Origin of the sequence: Prevotella melaninogenica ATCC 25845 (assembly GCF_000144405.1) — a bacterium.
GTDB lineage: Bacteria > Bacteroidota > Bacteroidia > Bacteroidales > Bacteroidaceae > Prevotella > Prevotella melaninogenica.
In genome coordinates this window covers 972,100-988,141 of the sequence record NC_014370.1, presented here as the reverse complement: position 1 = coordinate 988,141, position 16,042 = coordinate 972,100, and the positions used below count along the sequence as shown (strand labels likewise).

General features: G+C 39.0%; 13 protein-coding genes. 8 read left to right on the top strand and 5 right to left on the bottom strand.

What is annotated here, in order from left to right; genetic code table 11:
* Positions 1–133 precede the first annotated feature (133 nt).
* The 4 genes from HMPREF0659_RS03895 to eno all read left to right on the top strand — a co-directional run bounded on the left by HMPREF0659_RS03895 (position 134) and on the right by eno (position 4,283).
* Positions 134–865: a (Fe-S)-binding protein gene (locus HMPREF0659_RS03895; RefSeq protein ID WP_013264220.1), complete on the top strand. Its 732-nt coding sequence runs from the start codon at positions 134–136 to the stop codon at positions 863–865.
* Between the two features lie 34 nt (positions 866–899).
* Positions 900–2,282: an LUD domain-containing protein gene (locus HMPREF0659_RS03890; RefSeq protein WP_013264517.1), complete on the top strand. Its 1,383-nt coding sequence runs from the start codon at positions 900–902 to the stop codon at positions 2,280–2,282.
* Positions 2,275–2,850 (top strand): LutC/YkgG family protein, encoded by a 576-nt coding sequence (locus HMPREF0659_RS03885; RefSeq protein ID WP_013264415.1) that lies wholly within the window; start codon positions 2,275–2,277, stop codon positions 2,848–2,850. Before HMPREF0659_RS03890 ends, HMPREF0659_RS03885 begins: the two co-directional genes overlap by 8 nt.
* Positions 2,851–2,975: 125 nt before the next feature.
* Positions 2,976–4,283 carry a phosphopyruvate hydratase gene (eno, locus tag HMPREF0659_RS03880; RefSeq protein WP_013264782.1) on the top strand — a complete coding sequence of 436 codons (1,308 nt, stop codon included), beginning with the start codon at positions 2,976–2,978 and terminating at the stop codon, positions 4,281–4,283.
* A gap of 749 nt (positions 4,284–5,032) precedes the next feature.
* On the opposite strand, the gene HMPREF0659_RS03875 is transcribed toward eno, so the two are convergent.
* The 5 genes from HMPREF0659_RS03875 to HMPREF0659_RS03855 form a co-directional block, all read right to left on the bottom strand.
* Entirely contained in the window at positions 5,033–5,809 is a 777-nt protein-coding gene (locus tag HMPREF0659_RS03875) for an endonuclease/exonuclease/phosphatase family protein (RefSeq protein WP_013264612.1), read from the bottom strand.
* 287 nt (positions 5,810–6,096) lie between these two features.
* The gene (locus HMPREF0659_RS03870; protein ID WP_013264441.1) at positions 6,097–7,119 is read right to left on the bottom strand and encodes an XAC2610-related protein; all 1,023 of its coding nucleotides are present in this window, start codon (positions 7,117–7,119) and stop codon (positions 6,097–6,099) included.
* 114 nt (positions 7,120–7,233) lie between these two features.
* Entirely contained in the window at positions 7,234–8,592 is a 1,359-nt protein-coding gene (hisS, locus tag HMPREF0659_RS03865; protein WP_004361112.1) for a histidine--tRNA ligase, read from the bottom strand.
* Positions 8,593–8,694: 102 nt separating this feature from the next.
* Positions 8,695–9,969 carry an adenylosuccinate synthase gene (locus tag HMPREF0659_RS03860; RefSeq protein WP_013265019.1) on the bottom strand — a complete coding sequence of 425 codons (1,275 nt, stop codon included), beginning with the start codon at positions 9,967–9,969 and terminating at the stop codon, positions 8,695–8,697.
* On the bottom strand, positions 9,966–10,472 hold the full coding sequence (locus HMPREF0659_RS03855; protein WP_013263943.1) for a Fur family transcriptional regulator: 507 nt from the start codon (positions 10,470–10,472) through the stop codon (positions 9,966–9,968). Before HMPREF0659_RS03855 ends, HMPREF0659_RS03860 begins: the two co-directional genes overlap by 4 nt.
* Before the next feature lie 1,027 nt (positions 10,473–11,499).
* On the opposite strand from HMPREF0659_RS03855, the gene nrfH reads away from it, so the two are divergent.
* The 4 genes from nrfH to ccsA all read left to right on the top strand — a co-directional run bounded on the left by nrfH (position 11,500) and on the right by ccsA (position 15,943).
* The gene (gene nrfH / locus HMPREF0659_RS03850) at positions 11,500–12,132 is read left to right on the top strand and encodes a cytochrome c nitrite reductase small subunit (RefSeq protein ID WP_025838860.1); all 633 of its coding nucleotides are present in this window, start codon (positions 11,500–11,502) and stop codon (positions 12,130–12,132) included.
* 19 nt (positions 12,133–12,151) lie between these two features.
* A complete protein-coding gene (gene nrfA / locus HMPREF0659_RS03845; RefSeq protein ID WP_013264668.1) occupies positions 12,152–13,648 on the top strand; it encodes an ammonia-forming cytochrome c nitrite reductase in 1,497 nt (498 codons plus the stop codon).
* A 196-nt stretch (positions 13,649–13,844) separates the two neighbouring features.
* Positions 13,845–15,158, top strand: coding sequence for a cytochrome c biogenesis protein ResB (locus HMPREF0659_RS03840; protein ID WP_013264079.1), 1,314 nt, complete (start codon positions 13,845–13,847; stop codon positions 15,156–15,158).
* Positions 15,155–15,943, top strand: a complete 789-nt coding sequence (gene ccsA, locus HMPREF0659_RS03835) for a cytochrome c biogenesis protein CcsA (protein ID WP_013264529.1) — start codon at positions 15,155–15,157, stop codon at positions 15,941–15,943. The genes HMPREF0659_RS03840 and ccsA overlap by 4 nt, the downstream gene beginning before the upstream one ends.
* Positions 15,944–16,042: the final 99 nt, after the last annotated feature.

Sequence of the window (16,042 nt, the reverse complement as noted above, 5' to 3'; positions counted from 1 at the left end):
CAAAGGTAAGAAAAATATTCTTTGTTAAGGATTAAACTTATTTTATTACCTGTCTTTTTTGTGATTTTCCTATGCAATCTAAGTAATTTTATCTAAATTTGTAGCATAGAAACGAACAAGAAAAGATAAAATTATGAGAGTTGGTCTCTTTATTCCATGTTACGTCGATGCACTTTATCCACAAGTAGGCGTAGCAACTTATAAGCTTTTGAAAAAGCTAAAAATAGATGTTGTCTATCCCGAACATCAGACTTGTTGTGGTCAACCAATGGCAAATGGTGGCTTTCAGCGTATGTCAAATCACCTTGCTGGACGTTTTGAGGATAAGTTTAAAGACTTCGATTATATCGTAACACCGAGTGTTTCTTGTGCTGCTTTTGTGCGGGTTAATTACCCACAAATACTCGATCATGAGTGTCAGACACCTAAGAAAACAATGGAGTTGGTAGAATTCTTACACGATGTTCTGAAGGTAAAGAAACTTCCTGGAAGTTTTCCTCATGTCGTGTCTGTTCATAACTCTTGTCATGGTGTACGTGAATTAACGCTTAGTACACCTTCTGAATTGCAAGAGAAACCTGTAAATAAGATAGTTGAATTATTGAAACTCAAGGAAGGTATCATGGTTAAAGAACCTGATCGCAAGGATGAATGTTGCGGTTTTGGTGGTATGTTTGCTGTTGAAGAACCTTATATCAGCACTGCTATGGGTAACGATAAAGTGAAACGTCATATGGATACGGGAGCTGAGTTTATTACTGGTTCGGATAGTTCATGCTTAATGCACATGCAGGGTGTAGCAGGAAAGAACCACTATCCTATCAAGTTCATGCATGTAGCTGAGATCTTAGCTGCAGGTTTATGATATTTATATAAAGGTTATAAAAGACAAAAGAGTTATGTCAACATATCATTCTAAAAAAGCAAAAGAGTTTCTGAAAGACCCTAAGAAGGTTGAACGACATGACCGTACATTTTGGTCATTACGTCAGAAAAGAGATGCTGCAGCGGCAGAGCTACCAGAATGGGAGGATTTACGTGAACATGCAAGTCGAATAAAAGAGCATACAGCAACCCATTTAGCTGACTATTTAGAGCAATTCTCTAATAGTTTGGAACGTAATGGTGTTATTGTTCATTTTGCTAAAGATGCACAAGAGTTTAATGAAATGGTTTATGGGATACTTGAATCTCATAAAGTAAAGAAACTCGTTAAATCTAAATCAATGCTGACCGAGGAATGCGAAATGAATCCTTATCTGATAAAGAGAGGAATCAATGTCGTTGAATCCGACCTTGGTGAGCGTATTCTTCAACTTATGCATTTGAAGCCAGCGCATATTGTTATGCCTGCTATTTTCTTGACTCGTGAAGAGATTGGAGAGATGTTTGAAGAGAAAGGAATCTCTAAAGAGAAAGGAAATTATGACCCAACTTATCTTACACGTTGTGCACGTGAAAATTTGCGTGGTGATTTTATGGATGCTGATGCAGGACTGACAGGTTGTAACTTTGGTGTTGCTGCGACAGGAGATTGCGTTGTCTGCACTAATGAAGGTAATGCTGACATGTCAACTTCAGTACCTAAATTACATATTGTTGCCATGGGTATTGAGAAAGTTATTCCTGATTATGATTCGTTGGCAGTGTTCCAACGCTTATTAGCACGCTGTGGAACAGGACAACCATCAACTGCCTTTACCTCTCAATTTCGTAAGGCACGACCAGGAGGTGAGATGCATGTAATATTAGTAGACAATGGTCGTAGTGACATGATTGCTAATAAAGAACATTGGATGACACTGAAGTGTATTCGATGTGGTGCATGTATGAATACTTGCCCAGTCTATCGTCGTTCAGGAGGTTATTCATATAGTTACTTTATTCCAGGTCCTATTGGAGTTAATCTTGGTATGCTAAAGAATCCAAAACTGCATAGTGGGAATGTGTCTGCATGCTCATTATGTTTGAGTTGTGATTGTGTTTGCCCTGCAAAGGTAACTCCTGGTAGTCAGATTTATCGATGGCGTCAAAGCCTTGAAACGTATGGAACAGAGAACAAAGAAAAGAAAGTGATGGCAGAAGGAATGAAAGTTGTTTACGAAAACTATCATATTTATGATGCTTTACTTCGTAATTCATCAGTAGCCAATCACATACCAGAATCGCTAATGGATATAAAGCTTAATCCATGGAGCATTGGTCATACAATGCCAAAGTTTGCGAAAAAGCCTTTCCATGTCATATTTAAGCACGCAATGGAGGAATTGAAGCATGAATAAAGAAGATTTATTTAGCAAATTACGACGTAATACAAAAGAACAGTTTGATATGCCCGAGAAGCCTATTGAGGGTATTAAATATCAAGATGTAGTACAGCAATTTATCGAGATGAGTCATATTGTAGGCTGTGAAGTCATTGAAGCTAAGGCAGAAGATGATATCAATGCACTGATACAAAAGGCTTATCCTGACGCTAAGATATTGGCTTCAAGTATAAAAGGAATAAAGGCAGACCTTAATCCTGACACTGTTTCAAAGGCACAAGACCTCGATGGAACAGATGTAGGAATCATTCAGGGAGAAATTGCTGTAGCAGAGAACGGATGTGTATGGGTACCACAAACAATGAAAGAAAGAGTTGTTTGTTTCATCTCAGAGAACCTTGTAATCCTCGTTCAACGTAACAATATCGTCAATAATATGCATGAAGCATATAAAAAGATTAACATGACAGACTATGGTTACGGCTGTTTTATATCCGGTCCAAGCAAAACAGCCGATATAGAACAAGCACTTGTTATGGGAGCACAAGCAGCACGTGGAGTCACAGTTATCATAATAGGATAAACGTTAATTTTGTCAAAAACATAAATATAACGTATTGTTAGGAGAGGTTTACGACTTTTTTTATTAACTTTGCAAGGAGAAAAAGAAAGTTAAAAATATAACTGATTTTAATAAACATATAAGTTATGAAGATTGAAAAAGTACATGCTCGCGAGATTATGGACTCACGTGGCAATCCTACAGTTGAAGTAGAGGTAACTCTCGAAAATGGTGTAATGGGTCGTGCAAGCGTTCCATCTGGTGCTTCTACCGGTGAGAACGAGGCTCTGGAGCTTCGTGATGGCGACAAGAACCGTTTCTTGGGTAAGGGTGTTCTCAAGGCTGTTGAGAATGTAAACAACCTTATCGCTCCAGCTTTGAAGGGTGACTGCGTGCTGAATCAGCGTGCTATTGACTACAAGATGCTTGAACTCGATGGTACTCCTACTAAGAGTAAGCTCGGTGCTAACGCTATTCTCGGTGTTTCTTTGGCTGTAGCTCAGACTGCTGCTAAGGCATTGAACATTCCATTGTATCGTTATATCGGTGGTGCAAATACTTATGTATTGCCAGTACCTATGATGAATATTATCAACGGTGGTGCTCACTCTGATGCTCCTATCGCATTCCAGGAGTTCATGATTCGCCCAGTAGGTGCTCCTTCTGAGAAGGAAGGTATCCGTATGGGTGCTGAGGTTTTCCACGCACTTGCTAAGCTTTTGAAGAAGCGCGGTCTCTCTACTGCAGTAGGTGATGAGGGTGGTTTCGCTCCTAAGTTCGATGGTATCGAGGATGCACTCGATTCAATCATTCAGGCTATCAAGGACGCAGGCTATGAGCCAGGCAAGGATGTTAAGATTGCTATGGACTGTGCTGCTTCTGAGTTCGCTGTATGCGAGGATGGTAAGTGGTTCTATGACTATCGTCAGTTGAAGAATGGTATGCCAAAGGATCCTAATGGTAAGAAGCTTAGTGCTGATGAGCAGATTGCTTACCTCGAGCACCTTATCACAAAGTATCCTATCGACTCTATCGAGGATGGTCTCGATGAGAACGACTGGGAGAACTGGGTTAAGTTGACATCTGCTATCGGTGATCGTTGCCAGCTCGTTGGTGATGACTTGTTCGTAACTAACGTTAAGTTCCTCGAGAAGGGTATCAAGATGGGTGCAGCTAACTCTATCCTTATCAAGGTTAACCAGATTGGTTCTTTGACAGAGACTCTCGAGGCTATCGAGATGGCTCATCGTCATGGTTATACAACTGTAACTTCACACCGTTCTGGTGAGACTGAGGATACAACTATCGCTGACATCGCTGTTGCAACAAACTCTGGTCAGATTAAGACTGGTTCTATGTCTCGTACAGACCGTATGGCTAAGTACAACCAGCTCATCCGTATTGAGGAGGAACTTGGTGCTTGTGCTAAGTATGGTTACACAAAGTTGAAGTAATCCATTTTATCACCTTGTGTGATTAAATGAATTTTTATAGAGTAGGGGATAATTGCTTATAATAGTGATTATCTCCTATTTTTATTGTTTGTAGTTATAGTGAATGTCATTGGGATTTCCATAACATAAATAGATTTCTTCGTTATACAATAAATTATTAATGTATAAGCCAATGTCTTATAGCAATAAAACAATTAGCCTTTTAGCACTTTTGTTGTGCGAAAAAACTTTACACTAATTCTTGAAAATAGTCATTTAAAATGCTCAAAAATACTATTCTGGACGATTATTGTAAGTACCTATACTTCAATAAGTTACAAAATAGCAAAAGAAAAGGTGCTTAGTTGGACTTCAAAAGGGCGTTAATAAGGTTGCTAAAGGCGTCTTTAGCAAGTCAATTAAGCCTTAATTGACATCTAATTTAACTTCAATTAAAAAGCAATGGACGAAAATTATTTACAAAGATGATTTTTATTAGGTTATTATGACATGATATTTAGAAACGATTTCTTTCTTAAGTTTTAAAGTTATTCATTTTAATTTATTGGTGTCCGATAAAAACTTTTAGGGGTTTATCTGTGTTAGATAAAATAGACTTAAACTTATGATTTCATTAATTTATCTGGTTATTATAGGCTCTCCTTGTCAAAATAAGCACATTTTATAATGCTTACAGTTTGAAACTGAAAACCAAGCCCCTGGATAAGTAAAACAGCTGCAACACCGTTGGGTAAAGAGATGCAGAGCTTTCAGCTTATTTTTATCGGACAGCAATATTTAAAATCAGAAGAAACGAAAATATGGTCAATTCGGGATTTACTGCGACTATCCTGCATAAAGTCATTCCATGTTCCAGTAGGTGTCATGCGTTGTAGAGCGTTGGTGTAACAATCACGTAGAACTCCAGAGTTAGAGAATATTTGATAGATTTCATCTGTTTGGTCTACATTAAAATCGCCCGTCAGAATTGTAGGTAACCCTTTTGATAACTGATTAATGCGTTTTAAAATTAATCGAGCACTCTCTCTCCGTGCCACAGTACCCACATGGTCCATGTGAGCATTGAAGAAATAAAATTGCTTACCCGATACCTTGTCTTGAAATTTTCCCCATGTGCAAATACGAATACACGCTGCATCCCATCCCAAAGAAGCTCTTTCAGGAGTAGGAGAGAGCCAGAAATTACCACTATCTAATAAACTAAGTTGATTTTTTTTATAAAAGATTGCTGCGTATTCTCCTTTTTCTTTACCATCGTCTCGTCCAACACCAATATAACCATAACTATCTAATCCTTTCATTAAATCATGTAGTTGGTCTACAAGTACCTCTTGTGTACCAAATATTTCTGGCTGTTCAAAATTGATGAAGTCACACAAATGTGAACAACGTTGTGTCCATGCATTGCCTTCTTTTTCATCATTTGGGTTGTTATAACGGATATTATAAGTGCCTACATAGAGTCGTTGAGCCGAAAGGCTACAGCTCAGTAGCAATGCAAGGAATAGTGTTGTTAGTTTATTCATGATTTAAGTTCTTTATTGTTCCACAATCTATAATATACTTTTAAATGCAGCTTTATGTTACAAAAGTACATAATGTTTTCCAAAAGTCATTACTCTATTAAGTTTTTGTTTACGCTTATGTAATTTTACTTTATGAGTTGTCCCGTCTCTGGATACCCTTTATAAGTGTTGTTACCTTGTCTTATCTTCAGGCTTGATCGATCCTTTACCCTAATTAAGAATAAGACAGAACTCTGGTTGGAACTAATGAATTTCTTCTGATATAATATTAAAACAATACGTTTCGGCTATTGATATACAACATTATCTAAGCTGCCTTTTAATAGTTTTCCTATGCTACCTCGACGACTTTTTGCGTTACCTTTCCACCGATGAGTTTTACCTTTGTAAGTAATATCAATACCTATATTTCCAGACTTGTCATAAATTGTATAGTTTGCATCCTTGTTTTTGAAAGTTATCTTACCATTTTTCTTATCATATTTAAAGTTTGATGTCTGGTGAGACATGTCATTTGGATAGTAAAATTCCACATTCTTTTTAGCATCAAGAATTACATAATAAAGCAAATAATTGTCTAAGTTATAAAGGATAACGTCTTTGTTCTCTTTATCAATATGGAACTTGAAGTAACCTTTGATAAGTTCACTTTTAAGGTTAATGGTATTGACGACTGTCTTTATAATTTTTCGTCCTTTCCACTCTTCTGTAGTTACAGTACAAAGAGGGGCTCTTTGACAGTCTTCAGTGTGCGTGCTGATTAGCTTTGGGTGGTTGTTTTCTACAATATAATCTGAGTACTGGTGCCAGCAACAACCACTTTTCGTCATTGTAGATATAACTTTGTTTTTAGCATCAACCACAAACATGCCGCAATTATTTTGTGCTAATTCAGTGAAACCTTCATTATAAACAAAGTCTTTTTCCGATGCTAAAAATATTTGAAAGGATGGTCCACCATAGCAACTGTTGAATCCATCCATAATAGCAAAGTCTTTTATTCCATCAAAATTATAGTCTTCATAGAGCAAAACACTATATTCTCCATAAGGAATCTCGGCTATGTTTGCCATAATTTCTCCATCATGAAGGTCAAATGATAGTTCATTGGCATCAACATGAATAAGCTTCTTTTTTGTGGCACGGTCATAAACTTCAACCCAACCAGCAGAAGAAATAGCTGATGTGTCAGAGAAATAAACCTTACCATAGTATTGTTTGGAAAAGCCATCAATGTTGAATGTTACTTGACCAAAGGCTGAATGTAACCAACCTAATACTATAAAGCAAAGAATAAGGATTCGTTTCATGTTTAGTGGTAATATAGTTAGCTTCTGCTTGTGTCTTACTTACTAAGCAGACTAATAAAAGGCATTAATAAAAAAGAAGTCCCCCTCTCCTTAACAGGGGGAGGGGAGTGTCTTCTAAAATCTACTAATAATCTCCTCTGGCTTTACAAGTTCCTGTTCGCCAGTAGTCATATTCTTTAGTGTTATCTTACCTTCTTGCATTTCAGTTTCACCTGCAAGGGCAACAAAACCAATGTTCTTTGCATTGGCATAGCTCATTTGTTTCTTCATTTTAGCCTTGTCAGGGAACATTTCAGTGCGAATACCAGCCCTACGTGCAGCTGCAACAATTGGCAGACAGTAGGCTGTTTCCTTCTCTCCGAAGTTAATAAAGAGAAGCTGTGTACCCTGTACGCTCTCCTTTGGATAGAGGTCGAGCGTATTTAGAACATCATAAATGCGGTCAGCACCAAAGCTAATTCCGACACCAGAGATACCTGGCATACCAAAGATACCAGTTAGGTTGTCATAACGTCCACCACCTGTGATAGAACCAATCTGTACATCAAGGGCCTTAACCTCAAAGATAGCACCTGTGTAATAGTTTAATCCACGTGCCAAAGTAAGGTCGAGCTGTATCTCATTGTTTAGTCCAGAACCCTTCAATGTTTCAAGGATAAAACGCGTTTCTTCAACACCTTTTAGTCCAGTTTCACTCTCCTTCAAGACTTCTGCAATAACATCAAGTTTCTCTTCATTGGTTCCTTCTAACTTAATGATAGGTTGCAACTTCTCTATTGCTTCTTCAGAGATTCCATTATTACGCAGTTCTTCGTTTACATTATCAAGTCCTATCTTATCAAGTTTGTCGATAGCAACTGTGATGTCAACAATTTTATCCTTCTCACCAATTACTTCAGCTATACCTGTGAGAATCTTTCTATTGTTAATCTTTATCTGTACGCGAATGCCAAACTCTGTAAATACAGTGTCAATAATCTGCATTAACTCCACCTCGTTTAGTAATGAGTCAGAGCCTACTACATCGGCATCACACTGATAGAACTCACGATAACGACCCTTCTGTGGACGGTCTGCACGCCAAACTGGCTGTATTTGGTAACGCTTGAAAGGTAGCTGCAACTCATCACGATGCATCACCACGTAGCGAGCAAAAGGTACTGTAAGGTCATAACGCAATCCCTTTTCGCAGAGTTTTGTCTGCATCTTTAGTGTATTGCGCTCCTTAAGTTCTTCATCGCTAACAGCCTTCAAGTAATCTCCTGAATTCAAAATCTTAAAAAGAAGTTTATCTCCTTCTTCACCATACTTACCCATCAACGTCTGTAAAGTCTCCATAGAAGGTGTCTCTATCTGCTGAAAGCCATAGAGAGCGTAAACACGCTTGATGGTATCAAATATGTAATTTCGTTTTGCCATCTCATCTGGACCGAAGTCACGGGTACCCTTTGGGATGGAAGGTTTGTTTGCCATTTGTCTTGTATTTTTGTTTTACGAATGAAAAATATTAGGCTGTGAGAAACGAATATAAGCTTTTCTGAATGCTTATAACCGCCAGTCACAGCCTAAACAAGATTATAAAACGATCGTTTGTTCGCGGTCAGGACCAACAGAGATAATACCAATGCGGGTCTCAAGATAGTTCTCAAGGAAAGCTACATACTCACGGAACTCCTCTGGGAATTCATCCTGTGACTTACATTTTGTCATATCTTTCTTCCAACCGCGGAAATCCTTGTAGATTGGTTTCACATTATCAATCTCGTAAGGGAAGTCCTCTGTCTCTGTACCATCTGGCAACTCGTATGCAACGCATGCCTTGATAGTTTCGAAGCTATCAAGAACATCACTCTTCATCATAATAAGCTCAGTCACACCATTTACCATTACAGAGTAGCGAAGCTGAACAAGGTCAATCCAACCACAACGGCGCTCACGTCCGGTAACAGCTCCATACTCATGGCCGAGATCACGAATCGTCTTTCCGGTCTCGTCAAATAATTCTGTTGGGAATGGTCCAGAGCCGACACGAGTACAGTAAGCCTTCATGATACCATAGACATTACCCACCTTATTAGGACCAATACCAAGTCCAGTACAAGCACCTGCACAAATTGTATTTGAAGAAGTTACGAAAGGATAAGAACCAAAGTCTACGTCTAACATTGTTCCTTGTGCACCTTCGCAAAGAATATGCTTACTTTCACGAAGGAGGCGGTTGATTTCATTTTCAGAATCAACAAACTTAAACTCCTTCATATATGCTATGCCTTCCATCCAAAGCTTCTCAGTCTCTTCTAAGCCTTCAAAGTCTGTCCAACCAAGTGCTGCAAGCATTTTCATATGACGATCCTTATGAGCAGCATACTTTTGTTCGAAGTCACAGAGGATATCACCAACACGTAAACCATTTCGACTGATCTTATCAGTATAAGTAGGACCAATACCCTTGCCAGTAGTTCCAACCTTATCTTTACCCTTTGCTGCTTCGTAAGCGCGGTCGAGGATACGATGTGTTGGCATGATAAGGTGGGCTTTCTTTGAGATATGTAAACGCTCCTTTAGGGGATGTCCACTCTTCTCAAGGTCTTTTGCTTCACCCATAAAGAGATCTGGAGCTAAAACAACTCCATTGCCAATGATGTTAACTTTGCCACCTTGGAAGATGCCAGATGGTATAGAACGCAGCACGTACTTCTGACCTTCGAACTCAAGAGTGTGTCCTGCGTTCGGACCTCCTTGGAAACGAGCTACTACATCGTAGCGTGGTGTGAGTACGTCTACAACCTTACCTTTTCCTTCATCACCCCATTGGAGACCCAACAGGACGTCTACTTTACCTGTGTTCATTTGCTTTTATGTGAGTTTTTTACTTGTTTCTGTGTAAGAAACTTGCTTCTCTGACGCGACAAGGCAGCTTGACAGCGTGAGCATATGCCATATATATATAAGGAGAAACCATCTCGGCGAAAGCGGTGGAACTTTGTGTTCTTTATAGCATCCGCAATCTCTGGGGAATCAACTTCTGTCACTGTTCCGCATAGCGTACAGATCTGATGGATATGATCTTCATTGTTATAGCATGCCTCATACTTGGTTTGACCGATGAACCGATGTCTGACTACGAGACGTAATTCAATGAAAAGACGCATCGTATTGTAAAGTGTGGCACGAGAAACTCGAAAATTATTCTTTTCAAGTGCTGCACCCAATTCATCTAAGGAGAAATGTTCTCCCATGTCATACACCGCATCCAAGATGGCATATCGCTCTGAAGTCTTGCGATGATTGTTAGCTTCGAGGTATTCATCCAGAATGTCTCGAACTCTTTTTTTGACTATATCTTTAGTCACAACTTACTGATTAAATTCGCACAAAGTTACTATTTTTAAATGATATAACTACTATATAGTAATGAAAAAAAGTTAAAAACATTGTGCTTGAATAATAGTATAAAAGCTGTCTTGTATTTCTTTTTACATGTTTATTACACTATGGTATTATTCTTTATACAAGTACTATGTCGAATTATTTTCATGAAAAAAGGTTCTTGCGCTAAATGCGTAGATTGTTAATAGAATGAGATTAATCCACATATATGGCATAATTTCCTCCAATAAGATAGTTTTATAAAGGCTCAACACCCAACAACCATCACCCAACACCAGTATGCTTACCCCCAATTAGAGGGTTTTAGAACGGGGGATAAACTACACGAAAAACGTAATTAGGTGCGATGTCTATCTATCTTCTACAAACAACCTACTCCCTCATTAGTTGAGCTTTGTTAATTATTTTCATTCTGTACAAAACCAAAACATGCTCTTTTGGCTTCTAAAAAACGCCCGATTGGCTTGTAAAAGGTGCCCTTTAAGCCCCTTACTAACGCCCTTTTGAAGTCCAATTAAGCACCTTTTACTTTACTACTTTATAACTAATTGATATACTGTTGGTTATAAATCTGCTTTTTGTATGTGTTTTTGCTGTTATTTATAGATGTCTTGCTTGAAATTATGTAATGATTTTTCAATCTATTGTCTATAGATTATCGAAGTCTTAAAATGAAAAGGTTTTCAATGAAGTGGATGATAAAAGGATAGATAGTTGACAGTCTTAGCCATATTTTTGTTTAATGAGTAACTTCGTTTTTTCCTTTATAGCAATACGAAAAGCGTCCACACATTTAACGGAAGAACCCCAAAAAAACATTTCTCTTCATGGAAATAAGTAATTCTTGTCATGAACATAAATTCTTTTCTTCACGATAAAAATATATTAGATTTAGTCTAAATCATAATTTATGATGATTTTTTCTTTTTTCTTTACTTGTCTAATGAAAAATAATACATATCTTTGTGCACGAAACAAGATATAAATCCTATGAAACTAAAAACCATATCTACCAAATTGAAAAGTATGATAGATAAGTTTCTATCATGCATCTCATATCGGCAAAAGGTTACATTATCTATTTTGTGCGGTGTGATAGTAGGATTAACAGGGTTATTCTTTTATCTTCTACGTATGCATACCTATATAATAGGTGATGACCCAGCGGCATGTATTAATTGCCATATCATGTCACCTTATTATGCTACGTGGTCACACTCTGCACATGCTCGTAACACCACATGTAACGATTGTCACGTTCCTAATGATAACGTTGCTGCACACTATGCTTTTAAAGGTATGGATGGTATGAAGCATGTTGCTTATTTTGTTACATTTAATGAATCGCAAACTATTCAGGCAGAATCAGCATCGGCAGAAGTGATAATGGATAACTGCATCCGTTGCCATAAACAATTAAATCAAGAGTTTGTTAATACTGGCAGAATAGATTACATGGAGGCTCAGCGTGGTGAGGGTAAAGCCTGTTGGGATTGTCATCGTGATGTAGCACACATGAAGATGAATTCTCTCTCAAGTACTCCTGGTGCAGAATATGTGGAACCAATGCCACCTTCTCCTGTTCCAGATTGGTTGCAAAAAGTTTTAGGAAAGAAAAAATAAGAACTAAAAATCGATAATTATGGCAAAGACATTAAAGAAATGGCAAGGCTGGCTACTCTTTGGAGGAGCAATGGTTCTCGTGTTCATTCTTGGACTGCTCTGTTCTTCAATGCTTGAAAGAAGAGCTGAGATTGTAAGTGTGTTCAACAACAGACGTACACCGATGACAGACTCCATTGTATCTCAGAATGAGAAATTTGCAGCTGATTTCCCACGTGAATATGAGACGTGGGCAATGACAGAAGACACAAGTTTCGTGAGTAAGTACAATTCTTCCCAGGAAGTAGATGTACTGGCTGAGAGACCCGAAATGGTTATCCTATGGGCTGGCTATTCTTTCTCAAGAGGGTATAATACACCACGTGGACACCGTCATTGTATTGATGACTTACGTAAGATTATGCGTACAGGAAGTCCAGGTGTTGATGGACAAGATGACATACAGCCAGGAACCTGTTGGACCTGCAAGGGTCCTGATGTTCCACGTCTAATGCGTGAGAAAGGAACTGATAAATTCTATGCTGCCAAGTGGAGCGACTGGGGACCAGAGGTCATGAACACCGTCGGTTGCTCTGACTGCCATGATGCAAGGACGATGGAACTTCGTCCCGCTCGTCCTGCTCTCTATGAGGCATGGGCTCGTGTCGGTAAAGACGTGAGAAAAGCCAGCCATCAGGAGATGCGTAGCCTGGTCTGCGCACAGTGCCACACGGAATATTACTTCGAGAAAGAGAATGGTAACTATCTACATTTCCCTCAAGAAAAGGGTATGACGTGTGAGGCAGCAGAGGAATACTACGATAGTATTGGCTTCTATGATTACATTAATCCACTATCAAAGGCGAAGATTTTAAAGGCACAGCACCCTGGTTATGAATTGTATTTACAGGGAATCCATGGACAGCGTGGTGTTTCATGTGCTGATTGTCATATGCCTTACATCTCTGAGGGTGGTGTGAAATATACAGATCACCATATTACAAGTCCATTAGCAAACATCAGTCGTACTTGCCAGACTTGTCACCGTCAAGATGCTGAAACACTTCGTCAGAATGTATATGAGCGTCAACAGAAGATTTATGACTTCCGTACTCATGTCGAAAGAGAACTTGCTGCAGCACATATTGAAGCTAAATTTGCATGGGAAAAGGGTGCAACTGAGGCTGAGATGGAGCCTGTTTTGAAAGATCTTCGTAAGGGTCAGTGGCGTTGGGATTATGCTGTTGCCAGCCACGGTGCTGCTTTCCATGCTCCACAAGAAGTAATGCGACTCCTTGGAAGTGCAATGGAATATGCAAAGGATGCACGCTTACAGATTGCACGTGTAGTTGCTCGTCACGGCTTTACAGGACAGATTCCTCTTCCTGACGTTTCTACTAAGGCTAAGGCACAGTCTTACATTGGCTTAGATATGACTAAGCTTAATGCACAAAAGAAGCAGTTCCTTGACACTATCGTTCCGAAGTGGATAGAGCAGGCACGCAAGAATAAGCGGTTTATAACTAAACCGATGTAAACAAACTTACACACAGGATTCCTTCCCATTAGGGGAGGAATCTTGTTCAGTAAAATAGGAATACTCTATTTGAAGAATATTCTTGTATCCTAATATTTTATATATCAAAACGAAATCATTTATCTGCTCGTACTTCACAAACATAAAATAAAGTTTTTCAAGACCTTATTAATAGTGGGGGAGAGCCTCTTTTACTATGTGGAATAAACCTTATACACTTAGAGAAGGTACAGCAATAGTAGTTGGTTTATTGGTTACAGGTGGATTATTACAGGTAACAATAGGTCCCTTAGAGTGGGGTATCTTTGCTTGGCCAGCCAACATTATTACATTAATCTTACTCGTACTGGCACTTATCATAGTCTATGTACTTCGTAAGCGGTCTTATTTCTGTCGTTTCATGTCAACCATGCAAGCGGCGATTCCAGCTATTGCTACAGCTGCAATACTCACTCTTCTTATGGGACTTACCAAACAAGTAGCAGAGGGGAAAGCTCCTATAGACCCACTTGGTCTAACAAAGATGCTTAATTTCTGGCCGTTTGTCCTTGTTTACTTATGGATGACAGCCATTGTTGGTGAAGTAACTTTGAATCAAATAGTACATTTCTCTTGGCGTCGCTTGCCAACACTAACGAGTCATGTCGGACTGTTCCTTGTTCTTACATGCGGTACACTTGGTAGTGCAGATATGCTTCGAGTAAAGATGTTTTGCGAGCAAGGACAGGTAGAGTGGCGTGGTCTTGATGCTTTTAGTGCCGTTCATCACCTCCCTGTGGCAATTCAGCTGGAGAAGTTTACCATTGATGAATATCCACCTAAGCTCATGCTTATTGACAATATGGGACTTCCGCTTCCTAAGGGAAAGCCTGAGAATATTCTTTTAGATAAGAATGTAAAGTCTGGTCAACTGTTAGATTGTAAGATTGAGGTTCTCAAGCGCATTGATAATGCTATGCCAGTTATGCTTAGTAAAATGGTTGGTAAGATACCTGGTGGTATGATGGGCAATATCCGTATGGACTCTTTAGGACAGGCACGTAATAAGGATGGCTATATAGCTTCGGATGCAACAGGTACTGCTTGTGCGATATTGGTGAAGGTCACTACTTGCAATGCACCCTACAAGGGTGTGCAGCATAGCTACACGGGTTGGCTCACTTGTGGAAGCTATCTTTTCCCTTATCAGTCTTTGAAACTTAGTGATGGTAGAAGATTGGTTATGCCAAATCGTGAGCCACGTCGTTTCGCTTCACTTGTTGACATCTATACACAGGATGGAAAGAATATTCACACCGAGATAGAGGTTAACAAACCTTTTAGTATTGATGGATGGAAAATCTATCAGCTAAGTTACAATGAGCAAATGGGCAAGTGGAGTAATCTAAGTATCTTTGAGATTGTAACAGACCCTTGGATGCCAGTTGTCTATGTAGGTATATTCATGTTGTTATTTGGAGCTGTTGGAATGTTCTTGACAGCAAGTCGTAAGAAGGAGGTTAAGCTATGATTTGGAGTTATTTTATCATATTTGCAGTTGTATCAGTAGTTTTATGGGCTATAGGTGCATGGGCTGCATGGCGTAACCGTCGTATCTTAGCGTTTGGCGCAACAGGTCTTGGACTTGTAATCTTCTTTTCCTACATTCTCATTATGTGGATAACATTGGAACGTCCACCACTTCGCACGATGGGAGAAACGCGTTTATGGTATAGTTTTTTCCTTCCTTTGGCAGGTATTATTGTCTTTAGTCGTTGGCAGTATAAATGGATATTGAGCTTCTCAACACTTCTTGCAACAGTGTTTGTATGTGTTAATATCTTCAAGCCTGAGATTCATTCCAAGACGCTTATGCCAGCCTTGCAGAGTCCATGGTTTGCTCCTCATGTAATAGTGTATATGATGGCATACGCACTTTTGGGTGCAGCAGTAGTCATGTCGGTCTATCTTCTTTTCTTTAAGAAGGGAACTGATACAGATAAAGAGATGGAGATAACTGATAATCTTGCCTACGTTGGACTATCATTTATGACACTTGGTATGCTTATGGGTGCTTTGTGGGCAAAAGAGGCATGGGGACATTATTGGTCATGGGACCCAAAGGAGACATGGGCTGCTATTACTTGGCTTGCTTATTTGGTCTATGTTCACTATCGTCAGTATCATCCTCGCATTGTTCGCCCAGCCTTATGGGTACTCATTATAGCCTTTATCTTACTGCAGATGTGCTGGTGGGGAATTAATTATCTGCCGTCAGCGCAAGGTGTAAGTGTACATACATATAACTTAAGTTAAAAGACTTTATTCCAAATCGGTTCATTAGAAGGTTATTTCTTAATTCTAATGAACCGATTTTGTTTTACTTATATATCTCCTTTTGCTATTATCATTAAG

Bases quoted from the DNA above. Each gene is read 5' to 3' on its own strand.
- HMPREF0659_RS03885 (WP_013264415.1), top strand. From the start codon at position 2,275: ATGAATAAAGAAGATTTATTTAGCAAATTACGACGTAATACAAAAGAA.
- nrfA (WP_013264668.1), top strand. From the start codon at position 12,152: ATGGCAAAGACATTAAAGAAATGGCAAGGCTGGCTACTCTTTGGAGGA.
- HMPREF0659_RS03895 (WP_013264220.1), top strand. From the start codon at position 134: ATGAGAGTTGGTCTCTTTATTCCATGTTACGTCGATGCACTTTATCCA.
- ccsA (WP_013264529.1), top strand. From the start codon at position 15,155: ATGATTTGGAGTTATTTTATCATATTTGCAGTTGTATCAGTAGTTTTA.
- HMPREF0659_RS03890 (WP_013264517.1), top strand. From the start codon at position 900: ATGTCAACATATCATTCTAAAAAAGCAAAAGAGTTTCTGAAAGACCCT.
- HMPREF0659_RS03840 (WP_013264079.1), top strand. From the start codon at position 13,845: ATGTGGAATAAACCTTATACACTTAGAGAAGGTACAGCAATAGTAGTT.
- eno (WP_013264782.1), top strand. From the start codon at position 2,976: ATGAAGATTGAAAAAGTACATGCTCGCGAGATTATGGACTCACGTGGC.
- HMPREF0659_RS03875 (WP_013264612.1), bottom strand. From the start codon at position 5,809: ATGAATAAACTAACAACACTATTCCTTGCATTGCTACTGAGCTGTAGC.
- HMPREF0659_RS03870 (WP_013264441.1), bottom strand. From the start codon at position 7,119: ATGAAACGAATCCTTATTCTTTGCTTTATAGTATTAGGTTGGTTACAT.
- nrfH (WP_025838860.1), top strand. From the start codon at position 11,500: ATGAAACTAAAAACCATATCTACCAAATTGAAAAGTATGATAGATAAG.
- hisS (WP_004361112.1), bottom strand. From the start codon at position 8,592: ATGGCAAACAAACCTTCCATCCCAAAGGGTACCCGTGACTTCGGTCCA.
- HMPREF0659_RS03860 (WP_013265019.1), bottom strand. From the start codon at position 9,969: ATGAACACAGGTAAAGTAGACGTCCTGTTGGGTCTCCAATGGGGTGAT.